General features: G+C 66.6%; 17 protein-coding genes, 3 pseudogenes and 1 other annotated feature. Of the genes and pseudogenes, 10 read left to right on the top strand and 10 right to left on the bottom strand.

Annotation, left to right across the window (positions count from 1 at the left end):
- Window positions 1–5 precede the first annotated feature (5 nt).
- The 3 genes and pseudogenes from HD841_RS14375 to HD841_RS14365 form a co-directional block, all read right to left on the bottom strand.
- A complete protein-coding gene (locus HD841_RS14375) occupies window positions 6–335 on the bottom strand; it encodes a hypothetical protein (RefSeq protein WP_257015592.1) in 330 nt (109 codons plus the stop codon).
- A 194-nt stretch (window positions 336–529) separates the two neighbouring features.
- The gene (locus HD841_RS14370; protein ID WP_179509571.1) at window positions 530–1,381 is read right to left on the bottom strand and encodes a toxic anion resistance protein; all 852 of its coding nucleotides are present in this window, start codon (window positions 1,379–1,381) and stop codon (window positions 530–532) included.
- 262 nt (window positions 1,382–1,643) lie between these two features.
- Window positions 1,644–2,127 (bottom strand): annotated as a pseudogene (locus HD841_RS14365) (DDE-type integrase/transposase/recombinase); the annotation flags it as partial.
- Between the two features lie 73 nt (window positions 2,128–2,200).
- Here HD841_RS14365 and HD841_RS14360 point away from each other — a divergent pair.
- A protein-coding gene (locus HD841_RS14360) for an IS5 family transposase (RefSeq protein WP_179509570.1) occupies window positions 2,201–2,955 on the top strand; the annotation gives its coding sequence in 2 pieces (ribosomal slippage) (window positions 2,201–2,527 and window positions 2,530–2,955; 753 coding nt in all).
- Between the two features lie 15 nt (window positions 2,956–2,970).
- On the opposite strand, the pseudogene HD841_RS14355 reads toward HD841_RS14360, so the two are convergent.
- Window positions 2,971–3,718, bottom strand: a pseudogene (locus HD841_RS14355) (IS3 family transposase); the annotation flags it as partial.
- Window positions 3,313–3,429: a sequence feature (AL1L pseudoknot), on the bottom strand. It overlaps the preceding pseudogene by 117 nt.
- A gap of 157 nt (window positions 3,719–3,875) precedes the next feature.
- Here HD841_RS14355 and HD841_RS14350 point away from each other — a divergent pair.
- The 3 genes and pseudogenes from HD841_RS14350 to HD841_RS14340 form a co-directional block, all read left to right on the top strand.
- Window positions 3,876–3,983: pseudogene (locus HD841_RS14350) on the top strand (IS5 family transposase); the annotation flags it as partial.
- Complete coding sequence (locus HD841_RS14345) at window positions 3,967–4,203, top strand: hypothetical protein (protein WP_257015639.1); 237 nt, start codon at window positions 3,967–3,969, stop codon at window positions 4,201–4,203. The pseudogene HD841_RS14350 and the gene HD841_RS14345, both read left to right, overlap by 17 nt.
- Window positions 4,203–4,787 (top strand): ParB/RepB/Spo0J family partition protein, encoded by a 585-nt coding sequence (locus HD841_RS14340; protein WP_257015591.1) that lies wholly within the window; start codon window positions 4,203–4,205, stop codon window positions 4,785–4,787. The genes HD841_RS14345 and HD841_RS14340 overlap by 1 nt, the downstream gene beginning before the upstream one ends.
- Window positions 4,788–5,352: 565 nt before the next feature.
- Here HD841_RS14340 and HD841_RS14335 read toward each other — a convergent pair.
- The 3 genes from HD841_RS14335 to HD841_RS14325 are packed head-to-tail and all read right to left on the bottom strand — an operon-like array spanning window position 5,353 to window position 9,589.
- Entirely contained in the window at window positions 5,353–7,308 is a 1,956-nt protein-coding gene (locus HD841_RS14335; RefSeq protein ID WP_179509569.1) for a glycoside hydrolase family 2 protein, read from the bottom strand.
- Window positions 7,309–7,349: 41 nt separating this feature from the next.
- Window positions 7,350–8,633: a DUF2264 domain-containing protein gene (locus tag HD841_RS14330; protein ID WP_179509568.1), complete on the bottom strand. Its 1,284-nt coding sequence runs from the start codon at window positions 8,631–8,633 to the stop codon at window positions 7,350–7,352.
- Window positions 8,630–9,589 carry a DUF4861 family protein gene (locus HD841_RS14325; RefSeq protein WP_179509567.1) on the bottom strand — a complete coding sequence of 320 codons (960 nt, stop codon included), beginning with the start codon at window positions 9,587–9,589 and terminating at the stop codon, window positions 8,630–8,632. Before HD841_RS14325 ends, HD841_RS14330 begins: the two co-directional genes overlap by 4 nt.
- 115 nt (window positions 9,590–9,704) lie before the next feature.
- Between HD841_RS14325 and HD841_RS14320 the strand changes: the two genes are divergently transcribed.
- From HD841_RS14320 to kduD, 6 genes are all read left to right on the top strand, one after another.
- Window positions 9,705–10,421: a FadR/GntR family transcriptional regulator gene (locus HD841_RS14320; RefSeq protein WP_179509566.1), complete on the top strand. Its 717-nt coding sequence runs from the start codon at window positions 9,705–9,707 to the stop codon at window positions 10,419–10,421.
- 90 nt (window positions 10,422–10,511) lie between these two features.
- Window positions 10,512–13,478 carry a TonB-dependent receptor gene (locus tag HD841_RS14315; protein ID WP_179509565.1) on the top strand — a complete coding sequence of 989 codons (2,967 nt, stop codon included), beginning with the start codon at window positions 10,512–10,514 and terminating at the stop codon, window positions 13,476–13,478.
- 63 nt (window positions 13,479–13,541) lie between these two features.
- Window positions 13,542–14,852 (top strand): MFS transporter, encoded by a 1,311-nt coding sequence (locus HD841_RS14310; RefSeq protein WP_179509564.1) that lies wholly within the window; start codon window positions 13,542–13,544, stop codon window positions 14,850–14,852.
- On the top strand, window positions 14,849–16,024 hold the full coding sequence (locus tag HD841_RS14305; RefSeq protein ID WP_179509563.1) for a glycoside hydrolase family 88/105 protein: 1,176 nt from the start codon (window positions 14,849–14,851) through the stop codon (window positions 16,022–16,024). The genes HD841_RS14310 and HD841_RS14305 overlap by 4 nt, the downstream gene beginning before the upstream one ends.
- 14 nt (window positions 16,025–16,038) lie before the next feature.
- Entirely contained in the window at window positions 16,039–16,875 is an 837-nt protein-coding gene (gene kduI / locus HD841_RS14300; RefSeq protein ID WP_179509562.1) for a 5-dehydro-4-deoxy-D-glucuronate isomerase, read from the top strand.
- Window positions 16,872–17,624, top strand: a complete 753-nt coding sequence (gene kduD / locus HD841_RS14295; RefSeq protein WP_179509561.1) for a 2-dehydro-3-deoxy-D-gluconate 5-dehydrogenase KduD — start codon at window positions 16,872–16,874, stop codon at window positions 17,622–17,624. The genes kduI and kduD overlap by 4 nt, the downstream gene beginning before the upstream one ends.
- Window positions 17,625–17,704: 80 nt before the next feature.
- Here kduD and HD841_RS14290 read toward each other — a convergent pair whose 3' ends face one another.
- From HD841_RS14290 to HD841_RS14280, 3 genes are all read right to left on the bottom strand, one after another.
- Complete coding sequence (locus HD841_RS14290; protein ID WP_179509560.1) at window positions 17,705–18,901, bottom strand: Ca2+-dependent phosphoinositide-specific phospholipase C; 1,197 nt, start codon at window positions 18,899–18,901, stop codon at window positions 17,705–17,707.
- A gap of 63 nt (window positions 18,902–18,964) precedes the next feature.
- Window positions 18,965–21,388 (bottom strand): TonB-dependent receptor, encoded by a 2,424-nt coding sequence (locus HD841_RS14285; RefSeq protein ID WP_257015589.1) that lies wholly within the window; start codon window positions 21,386–21,388, stop codon window positions 18,965–18,967.
- A gap of 74 nt (window positions 21,389–21,462) precedes the next feature.
- Complete coding sequence (locus HD841_RS14280; RefSeq protein WP_179509559.1) at window positions 21,463–22,818, bottom strand: MFS transporter; 1,356 nt, start codon at window positions 22,816–22,818, stop codon at window positions 21,463–21,465.
- Between the last annotated feature and the right edge of the window lie 60 nt (window positions 22,819–22,878).

Here is a 22,878-nt window from a genome sequence, read left to right as displayed (position 1 = left end):
CGGTATCAGGCGGGGTCGTTGTCACCATAGCGCTGCTCGATGAAGCGGAGATTGTCGGCGAAGCTGTCGATGTCGTCCTGCGCCATCGATCGTGACAACGTCTCCGCTCGGGCGACCATGCGATCAAGCGCCTCGTTGAGGTTATAGCTCGCCGAGCGACCAGTCGTGCGAAAAATCTCCGCGCGGTGGGACGGGGGAATTTCGGCGTAGCTGGCGATCAGTCGCGGCAGATGCGTGTCGCGCATCTGGCGAACCTCGGCCAATGCCGAGACCAACAGGCTATTGTCGCGCGCGCGCGCCTCGATATCAGCAATGAGAGAGACGAGCCGCGCCACGCGCGGGCGCGACGCATCTGGGAGGCGTTCGTCATCCGGGCTGATGGCAGGGCTGCTCGGAACGGGGGCAGGGGCCGGGGTGGCCGACACGTCACCGGGGGCCGAGAGCCAATTGGCGATCCGATCAAAGAACCCCGAGACCATGTTTTGCGCTTGTCGCCTCCATCTGGGCGCAAGCCTACTGCATGCAGTGGCTACAAATCTAGCGGGCTGGGCGAATTGTCACGCAATGCCATTGTTTCCATAGCTTGGCGCGCCTCTGCCAAGGCCGTACGGAGCTTGTCTCGAGCGCGCTCGGCGGCGAGGCCTGGATCGGTCTGAGTCTGATCGCTCATAACCTGTCGCGCCGCCATGGCGACTTGTAGCGCCGACAGCGTTGCGGTGCGCGCCTGGACGATCGCCTTGTCGAGGACGCTCTGATTGGCGATCAGCAGGTCCAGCGTCATCGTCGCCTGCTGGTGAATAGCCTGTTGGGTGAGCAGGGCCTGTTCGCGCTCCAGTAAAATGGCAGATCCGCGATCCTGCATGGCGGCGGCGCGTTCCGGTTGCTCCACCCGTAGCTCCCGAGCAGCGGACTCGATCATGGGCCGCATCAGTTCGAGCGTCGTCAAAGCCTGTTCCAATCCGTCGGCGCTCTTGGCCAAGCGATTACGGGTCGATGTCAGAAGGATCATCCGCCGTGTGGATTCATCCCGTTCGGCATCCAGGCGCATCACCAGCGTGTCGATGTCTTTGGTCGATGCGCGGGCGGCGGAATGCTGACGGCCCCGCAGCCACTGAAAGCGAGGTGGCGGTGGGGGCGCGTCCCATGTCGCGATCGATCGTTCGACATCCGCTATGATGGTCGGCGCGGACCTGCCCTCGACCAGTGCAGGCAAGTGGGCCGTGGCATCGCAGGATGCGCGGATGGCGTCCTCGCCAATTTGGCTGAGTATGACGTCAGCGGTATCGCGGACCCAACGACGAACGATGTTTCTTGCAATTGTCTTCGGTTCGGTTGCTGCGGCGATCGGGTTGCGGGAATTGCTGGGCTCACCGTCTACCATGTGTCTGATCAATCTGCCGCGGTGGAACCGACCTAAGGATAAGGAATGTGCCTTGGTGCTGTAAAGCCGGGTGCGATCGCCGCTGGAGCCGATCTTGTCTTCGCAGCCGGCAACCCGCCGTACCTGACCGACTTATCAGCCCGCCATGTCACTGAGCCTCGACGAAATGGCCGGGGAGGAACAAGTTTGTATAGTCGAAGCGCTCACTCGTATCGCGCAAAACTGAACCGCGCCGGGTTTGCCGGAGGCTGTTGGATGTGAGTCACGCCGCCATATCGACGATGTTCGCGGCGGCATAGTATTGCTCTTCGGCTTCGGCGGGCGGGATGTTGCCGATAGGCTCGAGCAGCCGGCGATGATGGAACCAGTCCACCCATTCCAACGTGGCGTACTCGACCGCCTCGAAGCTGCGCCACGGCCCACGGCGATAGATAACTTCGGCCTTGTAGGGGCCGTTGATGGTTTCGGCCAAAGCGTTGTCATAGCTGTCGCCGACGCTGCCGACCGACGGTTCGATCCCCGCTTCGGCAAGGCGTTCGGCGTACTTGATCGACACATATTGGCTGCCGCGGTCGGAGTGGTGGACGAGGCCACCACCCCGCATCGGCCGTCGGTCATGCAGCGCCTGCTCGAGCGCATCCAGGACGAAGCCGGCATGTGCACTCCGACTGGCGCCAGCCAACGATCCGGCGAGCGTAGGTGTCGATGACGAACACCACGTAGACGAACGCCGCCCAGGTCGCGACCTAGGCGGTGTCCCCATAACGGGGTTCACGGCTTGGGGCTTATCTGATTCAATCTCCTGAGAAGGAGGTTGGTATGCGTCGCCATGAACTGATGGATCACGAATGGTCGGTGATCGAGCCGCTGTTGCCGCGCAACAGCCACGGCGTGCCGCGCGTGGACGACCGCCGGGTGATCAACGGCATCCTCTGGCGGTTCCGGACCGGCTCGTCCTGGCGGGATATCCCCGAGCGCTACGGCCCGCGCACCACGCTCTACAATCGCTTCACGCGCTGGCGCGCCGCCGGTGTCTGGGACCGGCTGCTGGAGGCCGTGAGCCGCGCCTATGACGGCGACATCGTGATGATCGACAGTTCCTGCGTCCGCGTCCATCAGCATGGGGCTGCGGGCAAAAAGGGGGATCTGCCGATCCTTGCATGGGACGTTCGAGAGGCGGCCTGACGACCAAGATCCACGCCCTGGTCGATGACGGAGGGCGGCCCGTGCGCCTTGAACTCACCGCCGGGCAAGCTGGCGACGCGCCCATGGCGGCCAAGCTGCTCGAGACCGTCGCGCCCGGTGCGACGGTCATCGCCGACAAGGCCTACGACACCGACGGCATCCGCGCCTTCGTGGCCACGCGAGGTGCCTGGGCCAACATCCCGCCGCGCTCGACGCGCAAGGCCACCTTGGCCTTCAGCCGTCGGCTCTATCGTCAACGCAACCGCGTCGAGCGCTTCTTCAACCGCCTCAAACAGATGGGCGGCCTTGCAACACGCTACGACCGAAGGCCGGACAACTTCCTCGCTGCCATCAAGCTCGCGTCCGTCCGCATCTGGATCGGTGCATAACGGGTCCGCTGCCTAGGTGAAGTCCGACACCCACAGCATGTTCGGTGCCGGCGCGCGGAACTGCCGGTTCACCCGGTCGAGCGGACACGGTGCCGCCTTGTCTCTGATAGTGGTGCGCACCGGCTTGCCGCGGATCACGCCAGCTAGGTCCATCGCCCGCATCAGTCGGGCAACGGTGCAACGGGCGATGTCAAACCCTTCGCGCCGCAGCTGTCGCCACACCTTGCGGACGCCGTAGACGCGGGAATTCTTCTCGAACACGCGGCGCACCTCCGGCCCAAGCGCATCGTCACGCCGAAACCGAGGCGACCTCTTGGTCGGCTCAAGCTTTTTGGCAACGTAAGCATGATAGGTGGACGGGGCGATCGGTAGAACCCGGCAGATCGGCTCGTCCCCGTATACCTCGCGATGCGCGTCGATGAACGACACCATCACCTCGCTCGGCGGTAGAACTCCGCCATCGCAAAATACGCCGATGCCTTGCGCAGGATCTCGTTGGCCTTGCGCAGCTCGCGGTTTTCCCGCTCCAGCGCCTTCGTTCGGTCGGCAACATCGCTCGGCACCCCGGCGCGCATGCCACTGTCAACCTCGGCCTTCTTCACCCACTCGTGCAGCGTCTGCCCCGCGCACCCGATCTTCGCCGCGATCGACACCACCGCGGCCCACCGCGACGAATGATCCTTCTCATGGTCCAGCACCTTCCGCACCGCACCGCACGTGCGCGCACCTCAGGCGAAAACTTGTTGGTCGTCTTGCTCGTCATAGCCCCTTCCTCTCAGGAGTTGCGGCCTCCGACAAACCCGGCGCGGTTCAAACCGTCGTAGCGGCTGATCGAACGCTGAGACTTAGCCTGGCCCTTAGGGTCAGGACCTATTGATGAGAGCGTTGCGGTCTGATTCAGGCTCCGCAAGGAGACCGGAATGAGCGACCTGTTTTGGCTGACGGATGAGCAGTTCGAGCGGCTGCGGCCGTTCTTCCCCAAGAACCACGGCAAGCCGAGGGTTTCTCGGGATGATCCCCTCGAAGGTCGATGGCCGCAACCCGCGCCATGCCCGTCACCTTGCCGAGTTGATGGATGCCTACCCCGAGCTTATCATGCCGACACCCATCGGCTATCGCAGCAGCATTGCCGATGGGCTGGCAACGCAAAGCCCTGTTTGGGCCATAAAGCGGACGTCCGCCCGCCCGGCCGCCCGTGAGGTGCGAGCGATGGCCGAGTACATTCAGAACAAGATGGAGATTGCGTAATGGGCAGCAGGTCCAAACCCTCGGGTAAGCCGGCCGCAGCCGCAGGATCCAAAGCAACCGTAGCGCCATCGACGCTGGGGCTCGGCGATCTTGGCGATCTGTCTGGCTTTCTCGCCGCGCCATCCCCGCTGGCGTCCGAGCCGACCGGGGCCGCCATGGAGATTCCCATCGACCTGATCGATGAAGATCCCAGCCAGCCGCGCCAGCATTTCGATCGGAGCAAGCTTGACGAGTTGGCGGCCACGATCCGCGAAAGAGGCGTGAAAACGCCGATCTCCGTTCGCCCTCATCCTCACTCCGAGGGCCGGTACATCATCAACCATGGGGCGCGGCGTTACCGAGCCTCCAAGCTTGCTGGTAAGACGACGATCCCCGGTTTCGTCGACGCGGATTACAGCGAAGCCGACCAGGTCATCGAGAACCTGCAACGCGACGAATTAACCTCGCGCGAGATTGCTGACTATATTGGACGCCAGCTGGCGTCCGGCCTGACGAAGTCGGAGATTGCGAGGGCGATCGGCAAGTACCTTCCACAGCGCCTTGCCGTCGAATGCGGGGCGCAGCTTTTCTGTCGGCACAGGTAATAAACGCCGGTCAAAGAGTGTTTCCAGGGTGTCGCCATTAGGGCCATTTCAGTGCTCGCTGTACCTGTGCGCTGTACCAGCGAGCGGCAAAGAATGGCTTGATCGCGCAATTCTGCGCTCTTGAGCGCAGATGGTGACCCCTACGGGACTCGGCGAACGGCGGTCGATATGTCGATCTAAGGCAGCCCGCGCTCGGCGCATTTGCGATGAACCTCGCCGAATTGTCCGTTATGATCTATTATTCATCGGTTCGTAGGGATGAATCCATGAGTAGCGCAGACGACCACCGCCCCGCTCGTTGCAGCCATGGGGATGTACGCCAGGTGATCGAGCGAATCACGGCCGATCAGGCACGCGAGCTCGTGCGCGAGACGCAGAGGACGGTTGAGCGCGATGCGGAGGCCGCCATCGTGCAATATCACGATATGGCGGCGCGCCGCATCTACGAGGCCGCGAAACGCGGCGAGACCGAATTGCGCTATCTGTTCAGCGATATCCCCGTCGATTCGCGGCTCCCGGTCATCCGCCGGCTGCAGCAGGACGGGTTCACGATCAAAGACGATCTTTACGGCGGGATCGTCATCTGGGAGCTGAATGATCTGCACCTCAGCATCGACCCCGCAGTCGAGCCCAGCTTGCTGATCGTGCACCCGGCCAGCCTGGCGGAGCCCGCCGACATCGCGCGGGCGTCGGCACGCCAAAAGCGATAAGCGGTGATCGTGCCGGTTCGCCGGTGTGGTGGATCGCCCGAGAGGCCATCGGGGCTATGCCGCCCGGCCCAATTTTGATCGGATGGGCTACGGCTCGTCATCGTCCAGAGGGAACTGCGCTCACAACGGCACCGGCCGGTCGGTATGTGACGTGGTGCTGGGCTGGATCGAGATAAAAGCTTCGAGGAAAACTCCTCCCCCGCCAGGGGGAGGTGGCGGGCCCAGAGGGCGTGACGGAGGGGGAGGTAAGCGACGTCTTCGGTGGCATGTCCTCCCCCTCCGTCATGCCTTCGGCATGCCACCTCCCCCTGGCGGGGGAGGAATTTGGCTGAATGCGATTCCGGCTCACGTTCGGGCGGGAGGTCCACGCCGCCGCGCAGCATCGGCCGCCCGGGGTCCCGCCGGACCGCCGCGCGGGCTGCGGCTGGCACGCCGGTTTCACCGGCCCGCGACCATGCGATCACCGAGGGATGGTTCTTGTCGCGTTCGATCAGGTCGATGACGCGCCGAACGGCGGCGTGCTGCTTCGCCTGATCGACCAACCCCTTGGAGCGGCGATCCTTGCTGGACGCGCCGCCGGCGGCATCTAGGTGGCTGGGTTCGTCGATGACATACAGGCCGTATCGGTCCGCCAGTTCGTACAGATAGGGATCGGCCGGGCGATGCGCGGTACGCAATGTCGTGATGCCGGCTTGCCGTAGCGCGCGCATGGCGCGCTCCATCCGATCGTGGCTGGCCGGTTCGGCGGTCCGGCGGTCGATGCCATACGGGGCCGCACCGCGGATCGCGACCGGCCGGCCATTCACCCGGACGACCCCGCCGGTGAACGTCACGGTGCGAAAACCGATACGCTGGTAGCTCGACTGGATGATCCGGCCGCGCCGGTCGTAGAGTTCGACCAACAGGAAATAGAGCGTCGGCGTCTCCGCCGCCCACGGCCTGACCCCGGCCAGCCGGCCGTGCAGCGTCACGATCCGCTCTGCACGCCCGGGTGGCACCGCCGCGCGGCCGGCGAGCACCGCGCGATCTTCGTCCAGCAGCAGATACCGCGCCTCGGTCGCCCCACCGGGGGTCACCGCCACATCGATCGCCAGCCTGCCCGCGCGGCGATCGCCGGACAGGCCGGCGTGGACGAAGATATCGCGGATGCGCGTCTTCGGCGCGGCCATCAGGAAGACCTCGCGCTCGATCCCCGCCAGGCAGAGCCCCACCGCTTGATCGGACTCCGCGGGGCGACGAACCTCGATCGCTATGACGTTTCGCCCCGGCTTCAGATGGCGCGTGACGTCGAACTCGCTCGGCAGCGCCGCGTCGGTGGCGTCGCCGACCGCCTCGCCATTCATCCAGACGCGATAGGCCGGGCCTGCCGCACCGATATGCAGGATGACGTCCTGCCCGCGCCAGCCGGCCGGAAGGTCGACGTCTCTGCGATAGGATCCGACTGCCGCCGCGGCGCATCCGGCGCGATCATGACCCTGGATCTGCCAGAAGGCGGGAACGTCGATCGTCCGCCACGACGACGTATCATAGTCCGGACGCTCGAACCCGGGCGCCGCCGATACAGGATTGGGCGAGAAGGCGAAAGACCAGCGCCCGTTGAGCAGCAGGAAGCGATCCGATCTCGTGCGATGCCCGGCGATCGCCTTGGCCCGCGTCTCGAACGGGAATGCGGTGGCGTGCGCGGGCAGTCGCTGGTCGGCCGATCCGGCTGCGCGATGCAGCGTGCCGGGTGCCGACCCGGCGGAGGGCGCGACACACGCCTGCGCCACGGCGATCGCGGCGATGACCTTGGCGCACCATCCCAGCCGCACGTTGATCCTCTCCCTTGGCGCTGCGCTCCATCGGCGGCGGCTCAGTAGCTGACGTAATAATCCTTGCGGAAATCCTGCCCGTCATAGGCGCGGCGCATGGTCCAGGGCAGCGGCGCATCCGTCCAATAGGCGTGCGATGCGGGCAGGCCGAGCGCAATCAGACTCTCCGACGCGATGTACATGCTCCCGGCGTTCGAATAGATGTCGCCGAGCGACGGCTGATGCCGGGTGAAGCCGATCGTCAGAAAGCCGTCGGCGTTGAAATTGCTGGGATCGGCGAACACCCGGCGTTGTGATGCCATCGTCGCCGCCCGCACCTGTCCCGCCGGCAGGCTCGCCGGCAACAGCCCGCGCCACGCCAGATAGCCGAGCGGCTGATGCGCCGCCGTCCGATAGGTGAGCGAGCGGCCGATCGCCGCGAAGGCGCCGTCCGGACCGATCATCCGTTCGAGATGCTCGGCGTAGCGCTGCGCGCGCCTGACGGCGCGGTCCTGCTCCTCCGCCGGGTTCAGGCTGTTGAAGTTCGGCTTGCCCGCGGCGAGCGTCGCGAGGATCTGCAACAGCATCGGGTGGATGACGAAACTGTTGTAATAATCGAAGTGGAAGCGGTCGCCGTCACCATACCAGCCGTCGCCGACATACCATTCGAGGAATTTGCGGATCGCCAGGTCGACGCGCATCGGGTCCCAATCCTCGCCGATCGAGAACAGGAACACCTCGTTCATCGCGGCGAACAGAATCCAGTTCTGATAGGGCGGCGAGACGCGGCGCAGCCGCTTGATGTTGTCGATGATGCGCCGCTTCGTCGTCGCGTCCAGCGGCGTCCACAGGGCGTCGGGCGCGCGGAGCAGCGCGCTGGTGAAATAGGCCGAGTCGACCAGCGCCTGCCCGTGCGGCCCCCAGAGCAGGTGGTCGGGGCTGCGCGGATCGACCGAATGGGTGTAGCTCGCCAGCACCTGGTCGCGCAGCCGGTGGCGCAGGCGCCCCTCCGGCGAAGGATCGTCGGGCAGGGCAAGCCAGGGCGCGATCCCGTCGACCAGGCGGCCGAACGCCTCCAGATAGGCGACGCCGGGGTCGCGGCCATCCCAGGTCGGGCTGAGTTCGGGCGTCCAGCGCGCGCGCAGCCGACCCTGCGCCATCAGGCCGAGCACGGGCTCCGCCATTCGCTGCAACAGGCCGAGCGCATAGGCCCGGTCGGTGGCGCCGTCGGGCAGCGGCGTGCCACCGGCGACCACCGGTTCCGCCTGCGCCGGCGCGTGGGCGGCGAGGGCAGCGCCGCCCAGCATGCCGCCGATCATCGTGCGGCGGTCCACGGCGGGGGTCATGCGCGTGCTCCGGGTGGGGTGAAGTCGAGCCTTTGACCGGCGACATAGGCATCCCATTGCGCACGGGTGCGAAAGCCGCTGCCCTTGTCCCACGCCGATGCCGAATAATAGACGAAGGGCCGTCCGGGCGTCGCGCGGAGCAGGACGAGGTGATTGTCGGCATCGTCGCGGATCTCGGCGATCGCGGCGGGGTCGACCCGCAGCGCAATCATCATACGACCATGCGCGCCGTCGACCGGGCCCCACCAGGACAGGATGCCGCGCGCGCGATCGACGGTCAGCTCGCCGGCCGCCTGCCCCGTGGTGCGCTTGCCGATACCGATGCCGACCAGCAACGCGTCGGGTCGGTCCGACGACAGCGTCGACACCATGCGCGTGAAATAGGTGCCGAGTGGCAGGGTGAAGCGCCGCGTCTCCCAGACCCGGCGCCCGACATCGACCGGCCAGGGGGCATAGTCGACGGTGAAATCGGCGGTCTTGCCGTCGCTGGCAAGGATGCGGTGGCGGACGTAGTTGCGCGACGTCCACAGCTTGTTGTCATACCAGATGCCCAGGCCGCCGGCACCGCGGGTCGTCCCGACATTGTAGAAATCGATGCCTTCGCCATGATAGCCGTGCTGGTCGCCGGTCCGCAGCTGGCGATCGGCGAACGGCCAGGCGACGTTCTTGCCCCAGGAATCGATCCCCGACCCCGACGGCGGCTCCGCCGCCTCCAGCGCGCGGCCATAGATCCGGTGGGCGGTACGATCGTTTTCCCATAGCAGATCGTCGTAGCGATAGGGGGCGAGCACCGCGACCGCCCGGGGCGTGCGCGTCTGCGGCGGGGGCAGGGGGCTCGTCACCGGCGGCATGTCCCGACCCGCGTCCTGCGGCGCAGCGCCGCTCGCACCGGCCAGCACCACCGCAAGCACGGCGGCCCCGACACCGCCCACCCGGATCACCGCTCGATTCGCCATCCCATCCTCTCCGATTTGTAGGACATGCTAAGTCGTCATACCCATTGTGCAAGCCGCAAGTGACGCTACCTTGCTGGCGGGCCCGACCGCATGAGGCGGCGGCCCAGGAGGATCGATGGCAAAGTCCATGTCGATGGCGGACGCGCTCTTCGCCAAGCTGGAGGCGCGTGTCCGGTCGGGCGACATGCAGCCCGGCTCACGATTTCCCACGCAGAAGGAGATCGCCGAGCAGGAAAACGTCAGCCGCACCGTGGTGCGCGAGGCGGTGGCGCGTCTGGAGGCGCAGGGCATCGCCGTCGCGCGGCAGGGGTCGGGCGTATTCGTCTCGGACGACGCCCGCTATCGCGCGTTCCAGATCACCCGCGACGAGATGGGCGAGCTGGCGGAGGTCATCCGGCTGCTCGAGGTGCGGCTGGCGGTGGAGTCGGAAATGGCGGCCTTTGCGGCGGCGCGCCGTGATCTGGATGACATCTCCGCCTTACGCGCCGCGCTCCGCGATATGGCGGCGGTCGCCGATGATCCCGCCGCGTCGGCAGAGGCGGACGCGCGGTTCCACACCGCGATCGCGCGCGCCTCGCGCAACGAAACGTTCGTCAAGCTGATCGACTTCCTCGGCGTGCGGCTGGTGCCGCCGCGCAATCTGTACCTGCGCCATCAGCCGCTTGCCGCGCATCGCGCCTATGTTGAACGCGTGCGGCTGGAGCATGAGGCGATCGTCGACGCGATCGTGCGGATGAACCCGGCCGCGGCGCGCGATGCGGCGCGCGCGCATATGCAGGAAAGCCTGAGCCGCCACACCGAGCTGAGCGAGATGATCGGCGCGCCCGAATAGCCGCGATCCGGCAATTGACGACCGACCGAACTTGTATGATAACTCGCGACAGGCCGGAGAAACCGGCGCGATAATCAGGAGGGGTTTGGGATGAGCAAGTCGGTTTTGCGTGGTGCTGTGTCGTCCGCCGTCCTGGTGCTCCTGTCCGCCGGCGCCGCAGCCGCCCAGACCGCGCCCGCGCCCGCCCCCGCGACCGCGCCATCCCCGGTCCCGCCGTCGTCCGTCCCGCAGGACGGGGCCGGGGCGCCCGCCGACCCGCAGACGCCCACCGCCGGCGACGAAGACGGCGCGACGCCCGAGGATATCGTCGTTACCGGGTTCCGCCGCAGCCTGGCGCAGGGGCTGGAACTCAAGCGCGAGGCGATCGGGGTGCGCGACTCGATCGTCGCCGAGGATATCGGCAAGTTTCCCGAAGCGAACGTCGCCGACTCGTTGCAGCGCATCCCCGGCGTCATCCTAAGCCGCGACGGCGCCTCGAACGAGGGACAGAAGATCAGCATCCGCGGGCTGTCGTCCGACTTCACCGTCACCACGATCAACATGGCGCCGGTGCGCACCACCTCCGCGCTCGATGTCGGCGGATCGTCGCGCAACTTCAATTACGACGTATTCCCCTCCGAACTGTTCGGCCGCGTCGACGTCTACAAGACGCCGCTCGCCAATCTGGAAGAGGGCGGCATCGGCGGCAACGTCGATTTGCAGACGCCGCGGCCGTTCGACAGCAAGTCGCGCGTGATCCGCTATACCGCGCAGGCCAATTACAACACCCAGTCGAAGCGCTGGGGCCCGCGCGGGTCGCTGCTGTTCAGCGATACCTTCGGCGATTTCGGCATATTGGTCGGCGCCGCCTATTCCCGCACCACGAACGAGCGGTCGGGCTTCCAGTCGACCGGCGGCTATAATTCGTCGGCGATCGGCTCGCTCGGGTACAACACGCCGGCCGGACAGACGCGGCCGCCGGTGGGGCCGTTCGAGTTCCAGCTCGATCTCGACAATCCGCGCGCCAATTTCGGCGGCCTCACCCGGACGCAGATCGCCAACGGCCTGTTGCCGCGCTTTTACCGCGTCTTCGCCGCCGACAATGATCGGGAGCGGATCGGTGCCGTGGCGTCGCTCCAGTACAAGACCAGCCGGCTCGACGTCAGCCTCGACGGCATCTTCTCGCAACTGACCGACCAGTCGGACGAATTCACCTTCGGCGTCGCGGTCCGCAATTCGCGGACGGTGCGCGGCACCACCAGCCTGCCGGGGCGCGGCACCAATTCCGGCCTGATCCCGCTCGACGTCAAGCTGGACCAGTACAACAATCTGTATGGCACGTTCGGCAATTCGACCATCCTGACCGAAAGCCTGTTCCGCGATGCGCGGACCCGCTTCGGCTACGGCATCCTGCGCGCGGTCTACGACATCAACGACCGTCTCAAGCTCTCGGCGCAGGGCAATCTGAGCGAGAGCAGGGCGCGCAATTCGGGCAACCGCATCCTCAGCAACATCTATTCGGTGGATACGACCTTCGATCCCACCGGCAACGTCAGCTATCCGACGATCAGCTCGCCGGTCGATGTCACCAATCCGCGCAACTTCGCCGATCCCTCGCTCGGTTTCGGCGAGGCGCGCGAGAACGACAAGCAGCGCACGGCGCGGGCGGTCCTCGACTGGAGCGTGGTGGACGACGATGATCGCCTGTTCGCGCTGAAGCTCGGCGCCAGCTACGTCTCGACGATCAAGGAGGTCGAACGCCGCGATGGCAGCGCGATCGCAGCGGCTCGCGCGCTTCCCGGCGGTGGCACGTTCCGCACCATCGACGTCTTCGCCAACATGGACCCGGGCGTGCAGTTCGGCGCGCTGCGCAACGGCGGCAACGCGGGCTTCCCCTCGCAATTCGCGACCTTCCCGCGCAAGTTCGTGATGGACACGCTGGACGCCAACGGCGCCAACCGGGCCGCACCGGTGCAGCTCAACGCCGCGTTCCAGGCCGAGGAGATCGTCAAGACCGGCTTCTTCGAGACCAATTTCAAGACGCCGCTGTTCGGCAGCGAGCTGCGCGGCAATGTCGGGGTACGCTATTCCGATACCCGTACGATCGTGGACAATTTCGTCACCGACGGCCGCGGCGGGTTCGAACCGGCACGGCGGCGCGGCGGCTATGACAATTGGCTGCCCTCGGCCAGCCTTGCCTTCGACCTCAGCCGCAATCTCACGATCCGCGGATCGGCAGGCCAGACGATCACCCGCAACGCGCTGGCGGTGATCGCCGGCAGCACCGCGGTGCCCAATCCGTTCAACGCCGACGTCACCGTCGGCAATCCCAATCTCCGCCCGCAACTCGCCAGCCAATATGATGCGGTCACCGAATGGTATTTCACCCCCGGCGGCCTGCTCAGCCTCGGCGTGTTCAAGAAGGACATCCAGGATCGGCCCTTCTCGGTGCAGGATTTCGTGTCGTTCGGTTCGCTCGGCCTGCCATCCAACGTCTTCAACACGCTGTCGCTCGGCTTCCCGGACGGCGTCATCCCCAACGACTTCCAGATCCGGCGGACGATCACCGTCAATCAGGACACGTTGAAGCTGAAGGGGCTGGAGGTCGCATACCAGCAGAACTTCACCTTCCTGCCCAAGCCGTTCGACGGGCTGGGCGTGACCAGCAGCTTCACGCTGATCGACCAGCAGGGCGGCGATTTCGTGTCGTCGTCGGGCAAGCGCACGTCGATCTCGTTCGTCCCCGATTATTCCTACAGCATCACCGGCTTCTACGAGAAGGGGCCGCTCTCCATCCGCGGTTCGTACAATTATCGCGCCAAGACGGGCACGTCGTTCGTCAACACCGGCAATGACCAGATCGCCTATGTCGCGCCGCAGGGCTATCTCGACGGGACGGTCAGCTATCGCGTCAATGACGTCATCGAATTGCGCGTGGATGCGCTGAACCTGACCAACGAAAACGTCTATCTCTATTACGAGAATCCGGACCAGCCGAGCGGCAACGGCAAGTCGCGCCGCGACAATTCCTTCTTCAACGGCACCACCATCTCCTTCGGCATCCGCGGGAAATTCTAGCCTGCTCCCGGTGCCCGGCGGCCGCGCCGGGCAATCCGCCTTGGTCGATGCGCAGGAGGTTCGATGACGATGACGAGCACGCCCGAAATCGGAACGGCTGCGCGGGCCGGGGTGTCCGGACGCTATCGCTGGACGATCTGCGCGCTGCTGTTCGCCGCGACCGCGATCAACTACGTCGATCGGCAGATGATCGGCGTGTTGAAGCCGGTTCTGCAGGTCGACCTGGGATGGAGCGAGGCGCAATATGCCGATATCGTCTTCTGGTTCCAGGCGGCCTATGCGCTCGGCTTCCTCATCATGGGCCGGTTCGTCGACGCGGTTGGTGCGCGGATCGGTTATGCCGTGGCCTTCTCCTTCTGGACGCTGGCGCATGTCGCGCATGGTCTGGTCGGATCGGTCGTGCAGTTCACCGTGGCGCGCTTTGCGCTTGGGCTGGGGGAGGCAGGGAACTTCCCCTCCGGCCTGAAAGCGGTGGCCGACTGGTTCCCGCAGCGCGAACGGGCGATGGCGGTCGGCCTGTTCAACGCCGGTGCCAACGTCGGCGCGATCGCGACGCCGCTGATCGTCCCGGCGATCACCATCGCTTATGGCTGGCGCATGGCGTTCGTCGCGACGGGGGCGCTGAGCGTGATCTGGCTGATCGCCTGGATAGCCCTGTACCGCCGGCCCGAGGAGCATCGCCGGTTGGGGGCGGAGGAACTGGCCTGGATCCGCAGCGACCCGGTCCAGCCCGCGGCGCGCGTCTCGTGGCTCCGCCTGTTTACGGTGCGCGAGACCTGGGCCTATGCCATCCCCAAGTTCCTGACCGACCCGATCTGGTGGATGCTGCTGTTCTGGCTGCCCGATTTCCTTGCCAAACGCTATGGGCTCGACCTCAAGGGCTTCGGTGTGCCGCTCGTCGTCATCTACCTTCTTTCGGACGGAGGCAGCGTGATCGGCGGATGGGCGTCGTCGCGGCTGATCCGGCGGGGATGGTCCGCCAATGCGGCGCGCAAGGCGACGATGTTCGGTTGCGCGATGGTCGTGCTGCCGATCGTCATCGTGCAATATGTCGATCAATTGTGGCTGGCGGTGCTGCTGATCGGGCTCGCCGCGGCCGGGCATCAGGCGTTTTCCGCCAATCTGCTCACCCTGCCGTCCGATCTGTTCCCGCGCCAGGCGGTGGCCTCGGTCGTCGGCATCGGCGGGACCGCGGGCGCGATCGGCGGCATGCTGATCGCCAAGTTCGTCGGCTATGTCCTCGGCCTCTCCGGCAGCTATGCGCCGGTCTTCGCGGTCGCCGGCTGTGCCTATATGCTGGCGCTGGTCGCGCTGCACATCGTCAGCCCGCGGCTGGCGCCCGCCCGATTTCTGCCCCTGGAGAATGACGCATGATCCACCGCGCGATGGCGCTGTTCGCCGCATCATTGACGATCGCCGCCGCGCCGACCGCGGGCGCTGCGCTGGCGCAGGCCCCCGCGGCGGCCCTCGCACCGGCGCGTTCGCCGATCGCGCAGGCGGTGGCGCTGGCCGACTGGCAGCTCGCCCGCCTCGCCGATACCGCCCATGTCAGCCGCGCCACCGGCGAGACGCGCAACCCGCGCGCGTGGGAACAGGCCGTGTTCTGGGTGGGGATGACCGCGCTCGCCGATGCCGGCGCGCCGCCGCGCATCCGTGACTCGATCCTGGCGATGGGACGCGCCAACCGCTGGCTGCCGGGCGACAATCCCTATTTCGCGGACGATCATGCCATCACCCAGAGCTATATCTGGGCAGCCGCGCATGGCGCCCCGGCCGCGGCAATCCTGCCGACCCGCAGGACGTTCGACCGGGTCATCGACCAGCCGGCGGTGACGACGCTGGCCTTCTTCGTCCCGCCGGCCGGCTATTCGGCGACCGAGTGCCTGACCCGCTGGTGCTGGTGCGACGCGCTGTTCATGGCGCCGCCGGCGATGGTGGCGCTGAGCCGCCAGACCGGCGACCCGCGCTACCGCGATTTCGCGCTGCGCGAGTTCTGGGCGACGACCGCCTTCCTGTTCGATCCGGCCGAGCATCTCTATTATCGTGACAGCCGGTTCTTCGAACGGCGCGACGCCCGCCAGCGCAAGCAGTTCTGGGCGCGCGGCAACGGCTGGGTCTTTGCCGGGATGGCGCGGATCATCCCGCAGCTTCCCGCCGGAAGCCCCGACCGGGTGCGCATGGAGGCGCTGTTCCGCGAGATGGCGGCGCGCCTGCGCGATCTGCAAAAGCCCGACGGCTATTGGGCACCGTCGTTGCTCGCGCCCGAAGGGTCGCCGCCCGAGTCGAGCGGGACGGGTTTCTTCACTTATGGTATGGCCTGGGGCGTGCGCACCGGCCTGCTGCCCCGTTCCGGCTACGAGCCCGTCGCCCGCCGCGGCTGGGCGGCGATGGAGCGGGCGATCCAGCCCGACGGCCGGCTCGGCTGGGTGCAACAGGTCAGTGATCGCCCCGAAAAGGTCGAGGCCGCGGACACGCAATTTTACGGCGTCGGTGCCTTCCTGCTCGCGGCGACCGAGATCGCCGCCCTCGATCGCTCCACTCGATAGAAAGACAGCGTCACATGTTTGCCAAGACCTATTACGCCACGCATCCCGACATGATGGCGGGCGCATCCAATCAGGATCTGCGCGATCGCTATCTGGTCAGCGGGCTGTTCCAGCCGGGCGCGATCACGCTCACCTACTCGCATGGCGAGCGGTTCATCATCGGTGGCGCGGTGCCCGCGGGCACGCCGTTGGCCTTGCCCGTCCAGACCGAGCCGGAGAGTGCCGCCGGCCATCCGCTGCTCGAACGGCGCGAACTGGGGATCGTCAACATCGGCAAGGCGGATGGCGTCGTCACCGTCGACGGCCAGTCCTTTCCCCTGGCCCGATACGAGGCGCTCTACGTGCCGATGGGGTCGACGGACGTGACCTTCGCCGGGGATGGCGCGCGCTACTATCTGCTCAGCGTGCCGGCGCATGCCGCCTATCCGCTGCGCAAGGTGACGCTGGCCGACGCCAACCCGATGGAGCGCGGCAGTCTGGACACGTCGAACGATCGCACCATCTACCAGCTGGTGCTGCCGCATCTGGCGAGCAGCGCGTCGCTGTGCCTCGGCCTCACGACGCTGAAGCCCGGCTCGGTGTGGAACACGATGCCGCCGCACGTCCATGAACGGCGCAGCGAGATCTACCTCTATTTCGACCTGGAGGACGACAATCGCATCTTCCATTACATGGGCCGGCCCGACGATCTGCGCCACATCGTGATGGACAATGAGGAGGCTGTCATCAGCCCGCCGTGGTCGGTGCACATGGGGGCGGGTACGAGCAACTATACGTTCATCTGGGCGATGGCCGGCGAGAACCAGGACTATACCGACATGGACGTGTGCGACCTGTGCCAGCTGCGATGACCCCGTTCGATCTGACCGGGCGGGTGGCGATCGTCACCGGCGCCAACACCGGTATCGGCCAGGCGATCGCGGTTGCGCTGGCCGCGGCCGGCGCGGACGTCGCATGTGCCGGTCGCACGCCCGCGCACGACACCGCCGCGCAGATCGAGGCGCTCGGCCGCCGCGCCGCGCTGATCGCCGCCGACCTGTCGACGATCGAGCCGGTGCAGCGCGTCGTCGACGAGGCCATCGCGCGGCTCGGCCGGCTCGATATCCTGGTCAACAATGCCGGTATCATCCGCCGCGCCGATGCCGTCGATTTCAGCGAGGACGATTGGGACGCGGTCGTGGATACCAACCTTAAATCGGTCTTCTTCCTGTCACAGGCGGCGGGGCGGCACATGATCGCGGCGGGCGGCGGCCGGATCATCAACATCGCTTCGATGCTCACCTTCCAGGGCGGCATCCGCGTGCCGAGCTACACGGCAGCGAAATCGGGGATCGGCGGCCTCACCAAATTGCTGGCGAACGAATGGGCACGGCACGGCATCACCGTGAACGCGATCGCCCCCGGCTATATCGCCACCAACAATACCGCAGCCTTGCAGGCGGACCCGGTGCGCAACGCGGCGATCCTCGACCGGATACCGGCGGGGCGCTGGGGCGATCCGGCAGACCTCGGCGGCGCGGCAGTGTTCCTCGCCTCCGACGCAGCCGCCTATGTGCAGGGCCATATCCTGGCGGTCGACGGCGGGTGGCTGGCCCGCTGATCGGCGCAACCCGCCGGCCGATCCCGACATCGATCATGCCGGCGGCCGACCAGCCGCCGCCGGCATGACGAAGGCGGCGGTCAGCGCGACAGCGTGCAGCCGGCTGGCGCGTTGACCGGGTTGCAGCGTGCCGCGCCGCCGCCCGGCAGGCGAACGACATAGGGCGTACCGTATCCGTTGCCCGGCTGGTAGAAATCGGTCGACACGATCTGCGCGCCGCTGCGAAACGCCTGGTTCGCGCGGGTGAGGTCGTTGATCCGGGCCTCGTACGTTTCGATGTCGGCACGGGCGCGGACCAGATACCCCTGCCTGACGCGCGCCGGGATCTCCTTTGCCCGCATCGTGGCATTGTCCATCAGCAGGAATGCGGCATAGCTGTTCCCGGGACTGGCCCGCAGGAAGGCGGCGCGCCCCTCGAGGTTGGGATGGCCCTCATGATAGGCCGCGAGCGCCGCCGGATCCAACGCCGTCAGCAACAGGAAGACGAACTTGCCGCGTGCGGCGGCGAGCGTCGGCCAATGGTGCGCAAGCACCGCGGCCTCCAGCGTCGGATAGCGGCCGCGGACCTCGTCGGGCGTGACCAGGTGATCGCGGCCGATCACGTCGAAGATCGACTGGTCCATCTCGGCAAAGGCCTTGCCGTCGAACGGCAGGGGCGTCGTCGAGCCGGGGAAGATCGGCATCGCATCGCTCTTCGCCTCGACGAGGATGAAGATCGGTTCGTGGTCGGGATGCGCATCCGACCAGCGGCGCAATTGCGCAAGGCAGGTGCGGAACAGGTTGCAGCTCGACCGCACGTCGAAATCGGCGATGTGGAACACCTTCAGGCCGGGCTTGTCCATGTCGGTGGTATCGCGCGGCAGCGCGTCGGCAATGCCCCTGGCCTGCAACGCGGCATAGCCGGCGGGATGGGCGTAACGCCCGCCTTCGGGATCGTTGTTGATGTCGATCTCGAGGCTGCGCATGCCGGCGTCGAGCTGCGCGGCGAGCGAGGTGTAGCGATAGTTGAGCCCCTCGGTCAGGGTGCCGGGGTTGGGGTGGTATTCGAGCGCGGCGGCCTTCGCGGCGCCGGTGAGGCTGCTCATCCGTTCCAGCATCTTCGGCCCGACGATCGCTTCGGCCATCGCCATCAGTCGCGGGTCGATGCCCTGCGAATAGCTGTTGTGCGTGCCGACCACCTGGATCTGGTTGAGGAGCGGTTCGGGCGCGGGGCCCCTGGCGGCAGCGATTGCGGATACCGCACAGGTCACGGCGAGGCCGATTGCGAGCTTCTTCATGGCTTACCCTTTGTTTCGGAGCTGGGCGGCGGGCACGCAGGCGCGGCACCGCCGGACGGATCGTCAGAAGGCGAATTTCACATAGCCGCCGAGCGTGCGGTACGCGGCCGGCGTGCTGTAATGGAGCAGCCCGAGCGTGCCGTAGATCTGATAGCCGGTCGAGAAATAGGTGTTGAAGAGATTGCGCGCGTAGACGCCGACCTCCACCCTGTCATCGACCTTGGCGAGGCTCAGGCGGGCGTTGACCAGGCCGTAGGCGGGGACGAAGGAATAGCTGGCATTCGGCGTCGATGTGCCGTCGGCGTTCTTGACCGGCGGAGCCAGCCAGTCGCCGAGCAGCGCGCCGGTGACGGTCTGCGTCGCACTGCGATAGGCATAATCGACATGCGCCTTCACCTTCAGCTCGGCGCTGATCGGCGTGCCGTAATCGCCGTTGATCGTGAACGACCAGCGCGGGGCGTTGGTGAGGCGCGTGCCCGTGTAATTGGCGGACGGACTGGCGACGTAATCGGTGAATTTGGCGTCGTTGTACGTCACCGCGCCGCCGAGCGAGAGGTCGCGCGTCGGCTTCACCGCCAGCGAGCCTTCGAACCCGCGCGAGCGCAGCCCCGGTGCGTTGCCGATCGCCGAGGCGAGGATGAAGCCGCCGATGCCGGTGGTCACCGGGGTCAGGATCGTCGCCTGGAAATCGGTATAGGTCGATGAATAGAGATCGACGTTCAGCCGCACGCGATGGTTGAGGAATTCCGACTTGATGCCGGCTTCCCAGCTCTTCACGGACTCGGCATTATAGGGATTGTACTTGTTGCCGACGAAGGCGATCCCGCCGGGTTTGTAGCCGGTCGAATAGGTCGCATACAGCATCACGTCGGGGCTGAGCAGGAACTGCGGCGCGATGCGATAGGTGAACTTGCCGCCGTTCCTGGCGCCGGCACGGAAGTCGGTGGTCGGCGCGGCGCTGGGTGCCGTGAAGCTGGGCGAATAGCCGGTGATCGGCAGCGGGTCGGTGTCGAAATAGCCGATCGACTGGCCGTTCCAGTCGTAATTGTACCGGCCGCCCAGCGTCAGGCTGAGTTGCGGCGTGACGGAGAGCTTGAGCTGGCCGAAGACCGCCGCGGTTTCGTTGTACGACTTGAACCGTACCGTGTTGCCGAGCAGCGCACCGGTAACCGGATCATTGGCCCCGGTGTTCGCGGACAATATGGGCCGGCCCACCCCGTTCGCATCGAAGACCGGCGCGCCCAGCGGTCCCCATTGCACCTGCGTCTGGGTGGCGTTGAGCCTGTTGTAGAAGGCGCCGAGCAGATATTCGACGGGTTGCCCCGCCGATGACGCGAGATGGACCTCCTCGCTGAACTTGTTCGAACGCAGGCGCCCCATGTTGAACGGCAGATAGGCGTTGATGTTCGCCGGCAGCAGATCGGCCGGCGTGTCGTTGTCGTACACCGTCTCGCGATAGGCGGTGATCGAGGTCAGCGTCACCGCGCCGAGATCGTAATTGGCGTGCAGTGACCCGCCGGTGTTGGTCATGCCGATCGAGCCGAGATAGCTGTCCAGCGAATCGGTATTCTTCTCGTTGGCGACGAGGCCGAGCGCGGCCATCTGCGCGGTGATCGCGGCCGAGGGCGCGAAGACCGAACCGGCCGGGCCGCCGACGGGGGTGCGCACCGAGGTGTCGTAGTGCCGGGTATATTCACCGGCGAGCACGAATTCGAGCGCGTCGAGCGGCCGGTAGAGGAGTTTCGCGCGCACGCCGTACTCATCGACGCGGTTGAGGTTGCGGTTGAGGGTGATGTACCGGCCGGCGCCGTCCTGGCCCTGTTCGAACGCCGAGACGCGTAGCGCGGCAGTGTCGCTGACCGGCAAATTGACCGTGCCGTTGACGATGCGGTCGTTGCGTTCGCCATAGCTGCCATAGGCGTTGCCGGACCATTGGCCGATCACCGGATTGTTGGTGGTCAGCGCAATCACCCCGGAGGTGGAGTTCTTGCCGAACAGCGTGCCCTGCGGCCCCATCAGCACGTCGACGCGGGCGATGTCGACGAGGCCGATCAGGCCGTTGTCGCGCTGGTTGTCCATCACGACATCGTCGACGACGACGTTGACCGACTTGGCGTTGGAAAGATCGAACGAACTGCTGCCGACGCCGCGGATCTGGAAGGCGGCGCCCTGCGTCGGGTTATATTGCACGCCGGGGACGACATATTGCAGGTCGGTAAGGCCGATATAGCCGGTCTTCTGGAACTGCTCTCCGCTGACCGAGGTGATCGAGATCGGCACCGATTGCGCCTTTTCGGGGCGGCGCTGCGCGGTCACCACGATGTCGGCCAAGCCTTGTCCGTCGTCGCTGGCGTCGCTGCCGTCCGACGGGTTGGCGGCGTCGCGTTTCGTCGGAGTCTCGGTTTGAGCATACGCTTGTTCAGCAACCAATGCGCTGGTCAGCAGCGCAGCGCCCGTCAGCAGGCGCGCCAATTTGGAATTTCGCATGTGATCTTGCCCCTAGCGCCGTCGATTCGGCGGCATGCCCGGCGAGTCTCTACGGGCGATCCGTGACAGGAAAATTACGCTTGTTCAGCTTGCGCGATTTCCGTCGCGCTGCGCCCGGTGCAGCCGTGACGGACATGATGCGGTCGCGTGTCCCGGCATCGCGCCAGCCAGAGCGAGGCGGCCATCAGCAGCATCGCGCCGAGCGCCGGCAGGAGCTGCGCGGGCCCATACGCTTGGTCCAGCCCGTGGCGGAGCGACGGGTCGAAGCCGAGCAGCCGGTAGCCGGCGAACAGCAGGCCCGTCGCCAGCGCGCCGCACAGGTTGAAGGGCAGGTGGAAGCCGGCATAATGCGCCGCAGCGGGCGCGGTTGCGTCGCCGGTGCGCGTCGCGTGATCGAGCCGCTCCCCCAGCAGCACCCGCAACGCCATGAAATCCACCGCTGAGACCAGCCCGAACAGCGCCGACCAGACGATCAGCGCGGCGGGGCGGCCGGCCGGCAGTACGACCAGCACGAGGGCCAGCACGCCGTTGATCCAGCAGACGGCCTGGAACGTGCGAATGGCGCGCAGGCGGGGCCCGATGGCCATCGCCGCAGCGATGCCGATCGCGGCGCATACCGACTGCACGAGAACCCCGGTCGGGCCCCAGCCGGGAAGCGCGAGCGCCGCGTCGACGAGATAGAGATAGGCGGTCCCGGTGATCGCGGTATGCGCGCCGTTAAGGGCGAACAGCGCGGCAAGCCGGCGGTTGCCGCGATTGACGAACAGCAGGCGCACCGGCTCCCACAGGGTATCGGGGCGCCACGTCGCGACCGGGGGTGCGCGATCGGGAACCAGCGCCACCAGGCCGAGATGGGCCAGCGGCGCGCCGATCGATACGATCAGCAGGATTGCGACGAACGGCGAGGCGTGGCCATGATGGAGCGCGCCGATCAGCGAAAACGATATGCCGCCAATGATGCCGGCGAGGGAGCGCAGCCCGAACACGCGCGTACGGCCCGCATCGTCGCGCGTCGCCTCCAAGGCCCAGGCGCCGTGGGTGACGTTGCAGATAGCCCAGCCGACCACGAGGCCGATCAGCGCGAGGGCGACCAGCGGCAGAGGGCTCGCCCGGGTGAGGCAGAGCAGCGCGCCGCCGCCCGCCGCGAGCAACACGGTGCCGACCAGCATCCACGCGACGCGCGCGCCGATCCGTGCCGAGCCGCGATCGCACAGCGCGCCGGCGATCATTTCGGCGGGAATGGCTGCGAGACCGGCGACGAGCACGAGCCGGCCGACCGTCGCGATCGGCAGACCCAGATCATAGGACAGATAGGCCGCGAGGAAGGTGCGCCGCGCCAGGTCGTAGCCGGCGAAAGCCCAGGTCGGCAGCGACAGCGCCAGCATCTGGATGCCGGACGGTGCCCCGCGATCGGTTGAGCCGGGTTCCACGCGGCCCTGTAGGCGGATGATGTTCCCGTTCGATGACACCGACGTCGGGGGACGTGATCA

Origin of the sequence: Sphingomonas melonis, from assembly GCF_013409985.1 — a bacterium.
GTDB classification, from domain to species: Bacteria; Pseudomonadota; Alphaproteobacteria; order Sphingomonadales; family Sphingomonadaceae; genus Sphingomonas; species Sphingomonas melonis_A.
The sequence above is the reverse complement of the archived record's forward strand: the minus strand, read 5'-3'. Positions and strand labels throughout refer to the sequence as shown.

What these genes read in the sequence shown, in the direction of transcription:
- HD841_RS14320 (WP_179509566.1), top strand. Translation starts at nt 9,705, where the DNA reads ATGGCAAAGTCCATGTCGATGGCGGACGCGCTCTTCGCCAAGCTGGAG.
- HD841_RS14305 (WP_179509563.1), top strand. Translation starts at nt 14,849, where the DNA reads ATGATCCACCGCGCGATGGCGCTGTTCGCCGCATCATTGACGATCGCC.
- HD841_RS14310 (WP_179509564.1), top strand. Translation starts at nt 13,542, where the DNA reads ATGACGATGACGAGCACGCCCGAAATCGGAACGGCTGCGCGGGCCGGG.
- HD841_RS14315 (WP_179509565.1), top strand. Translation starts at nt 10,512, where the DNA reads ATGAGCAAGTCGGTTTTGCGTGGTGCTGTGTCGTCCGCCGTCCTGGTG.
- HD841_RS14285 (WP_257015589.1), bottom strand. Translation starts at nt 21,388, where the DNA reads ATGCGAAATTCCAAATTGGCGCGCCTGCTGACGGGCGCTGCGCTGCTG.
- HD841_RS14330 (WP_179509568.1), bottom strand. Translation starts at nt 8,633, where the DNA reads ATGACCCCCGCCGTGGACCGCCGCACGATGATCGGCGGCATGCTGGGC.
- HD841_RS14370 (WP_179509571.1), bottom strand. Translation starts at nt 1,381, where the DNA reads ATGGTAGACGGTGAGCCCAGCAATTCCCGCAACCCGATCGCCGCAGCA.
- HD841_RS14345 (WP_257015639.1), top strand. Translation starts at nt 3,967, where the DNA reads ATGATCCCCTCGAAGGTCGATGGCCGCAACCCGCGCCATGCCCGTCAC.
- HD841_RS14340 (WP_257015591.1), top strand. Translation starts at nt 4,203, where the DNA reads ATGGGCAGCAGGTCCAAACCCTCGGGTAAGCCGGCCGCAGCCGCAGGA.
- HD841_RS14325 (WP_179509567.1), bottom strand. Translation starts at nt 9,589, where the DNA reads ATGGCGAATCGAGCGGTGATCCGGGTGGGCGGTGTCGGGGCCGCCGTG.
- HD841_RS14290 (WP_179509560.1), bottom strand. Translation starts at nt 18,901, where the DNA reads ATGAAGAAGCTCGCAATCGGCCTCGCCGTGACCTGTGCGGTATCCGCA.
- kduD (WP_179509561.1), top strand. Translation starts at nt 16,872, where the DNA reads ATGACCCCGTTCGATCTGACCGGGCGGGTGGCGATCGTCACCGGCGCC.
- kduI (WP_179509562.1), top strand. Translation starts at nt 16,039, where the DNA reads ATGTTTGCCAAGACCTATTACGCCACGCATCCCGACATGATGGCGGGC.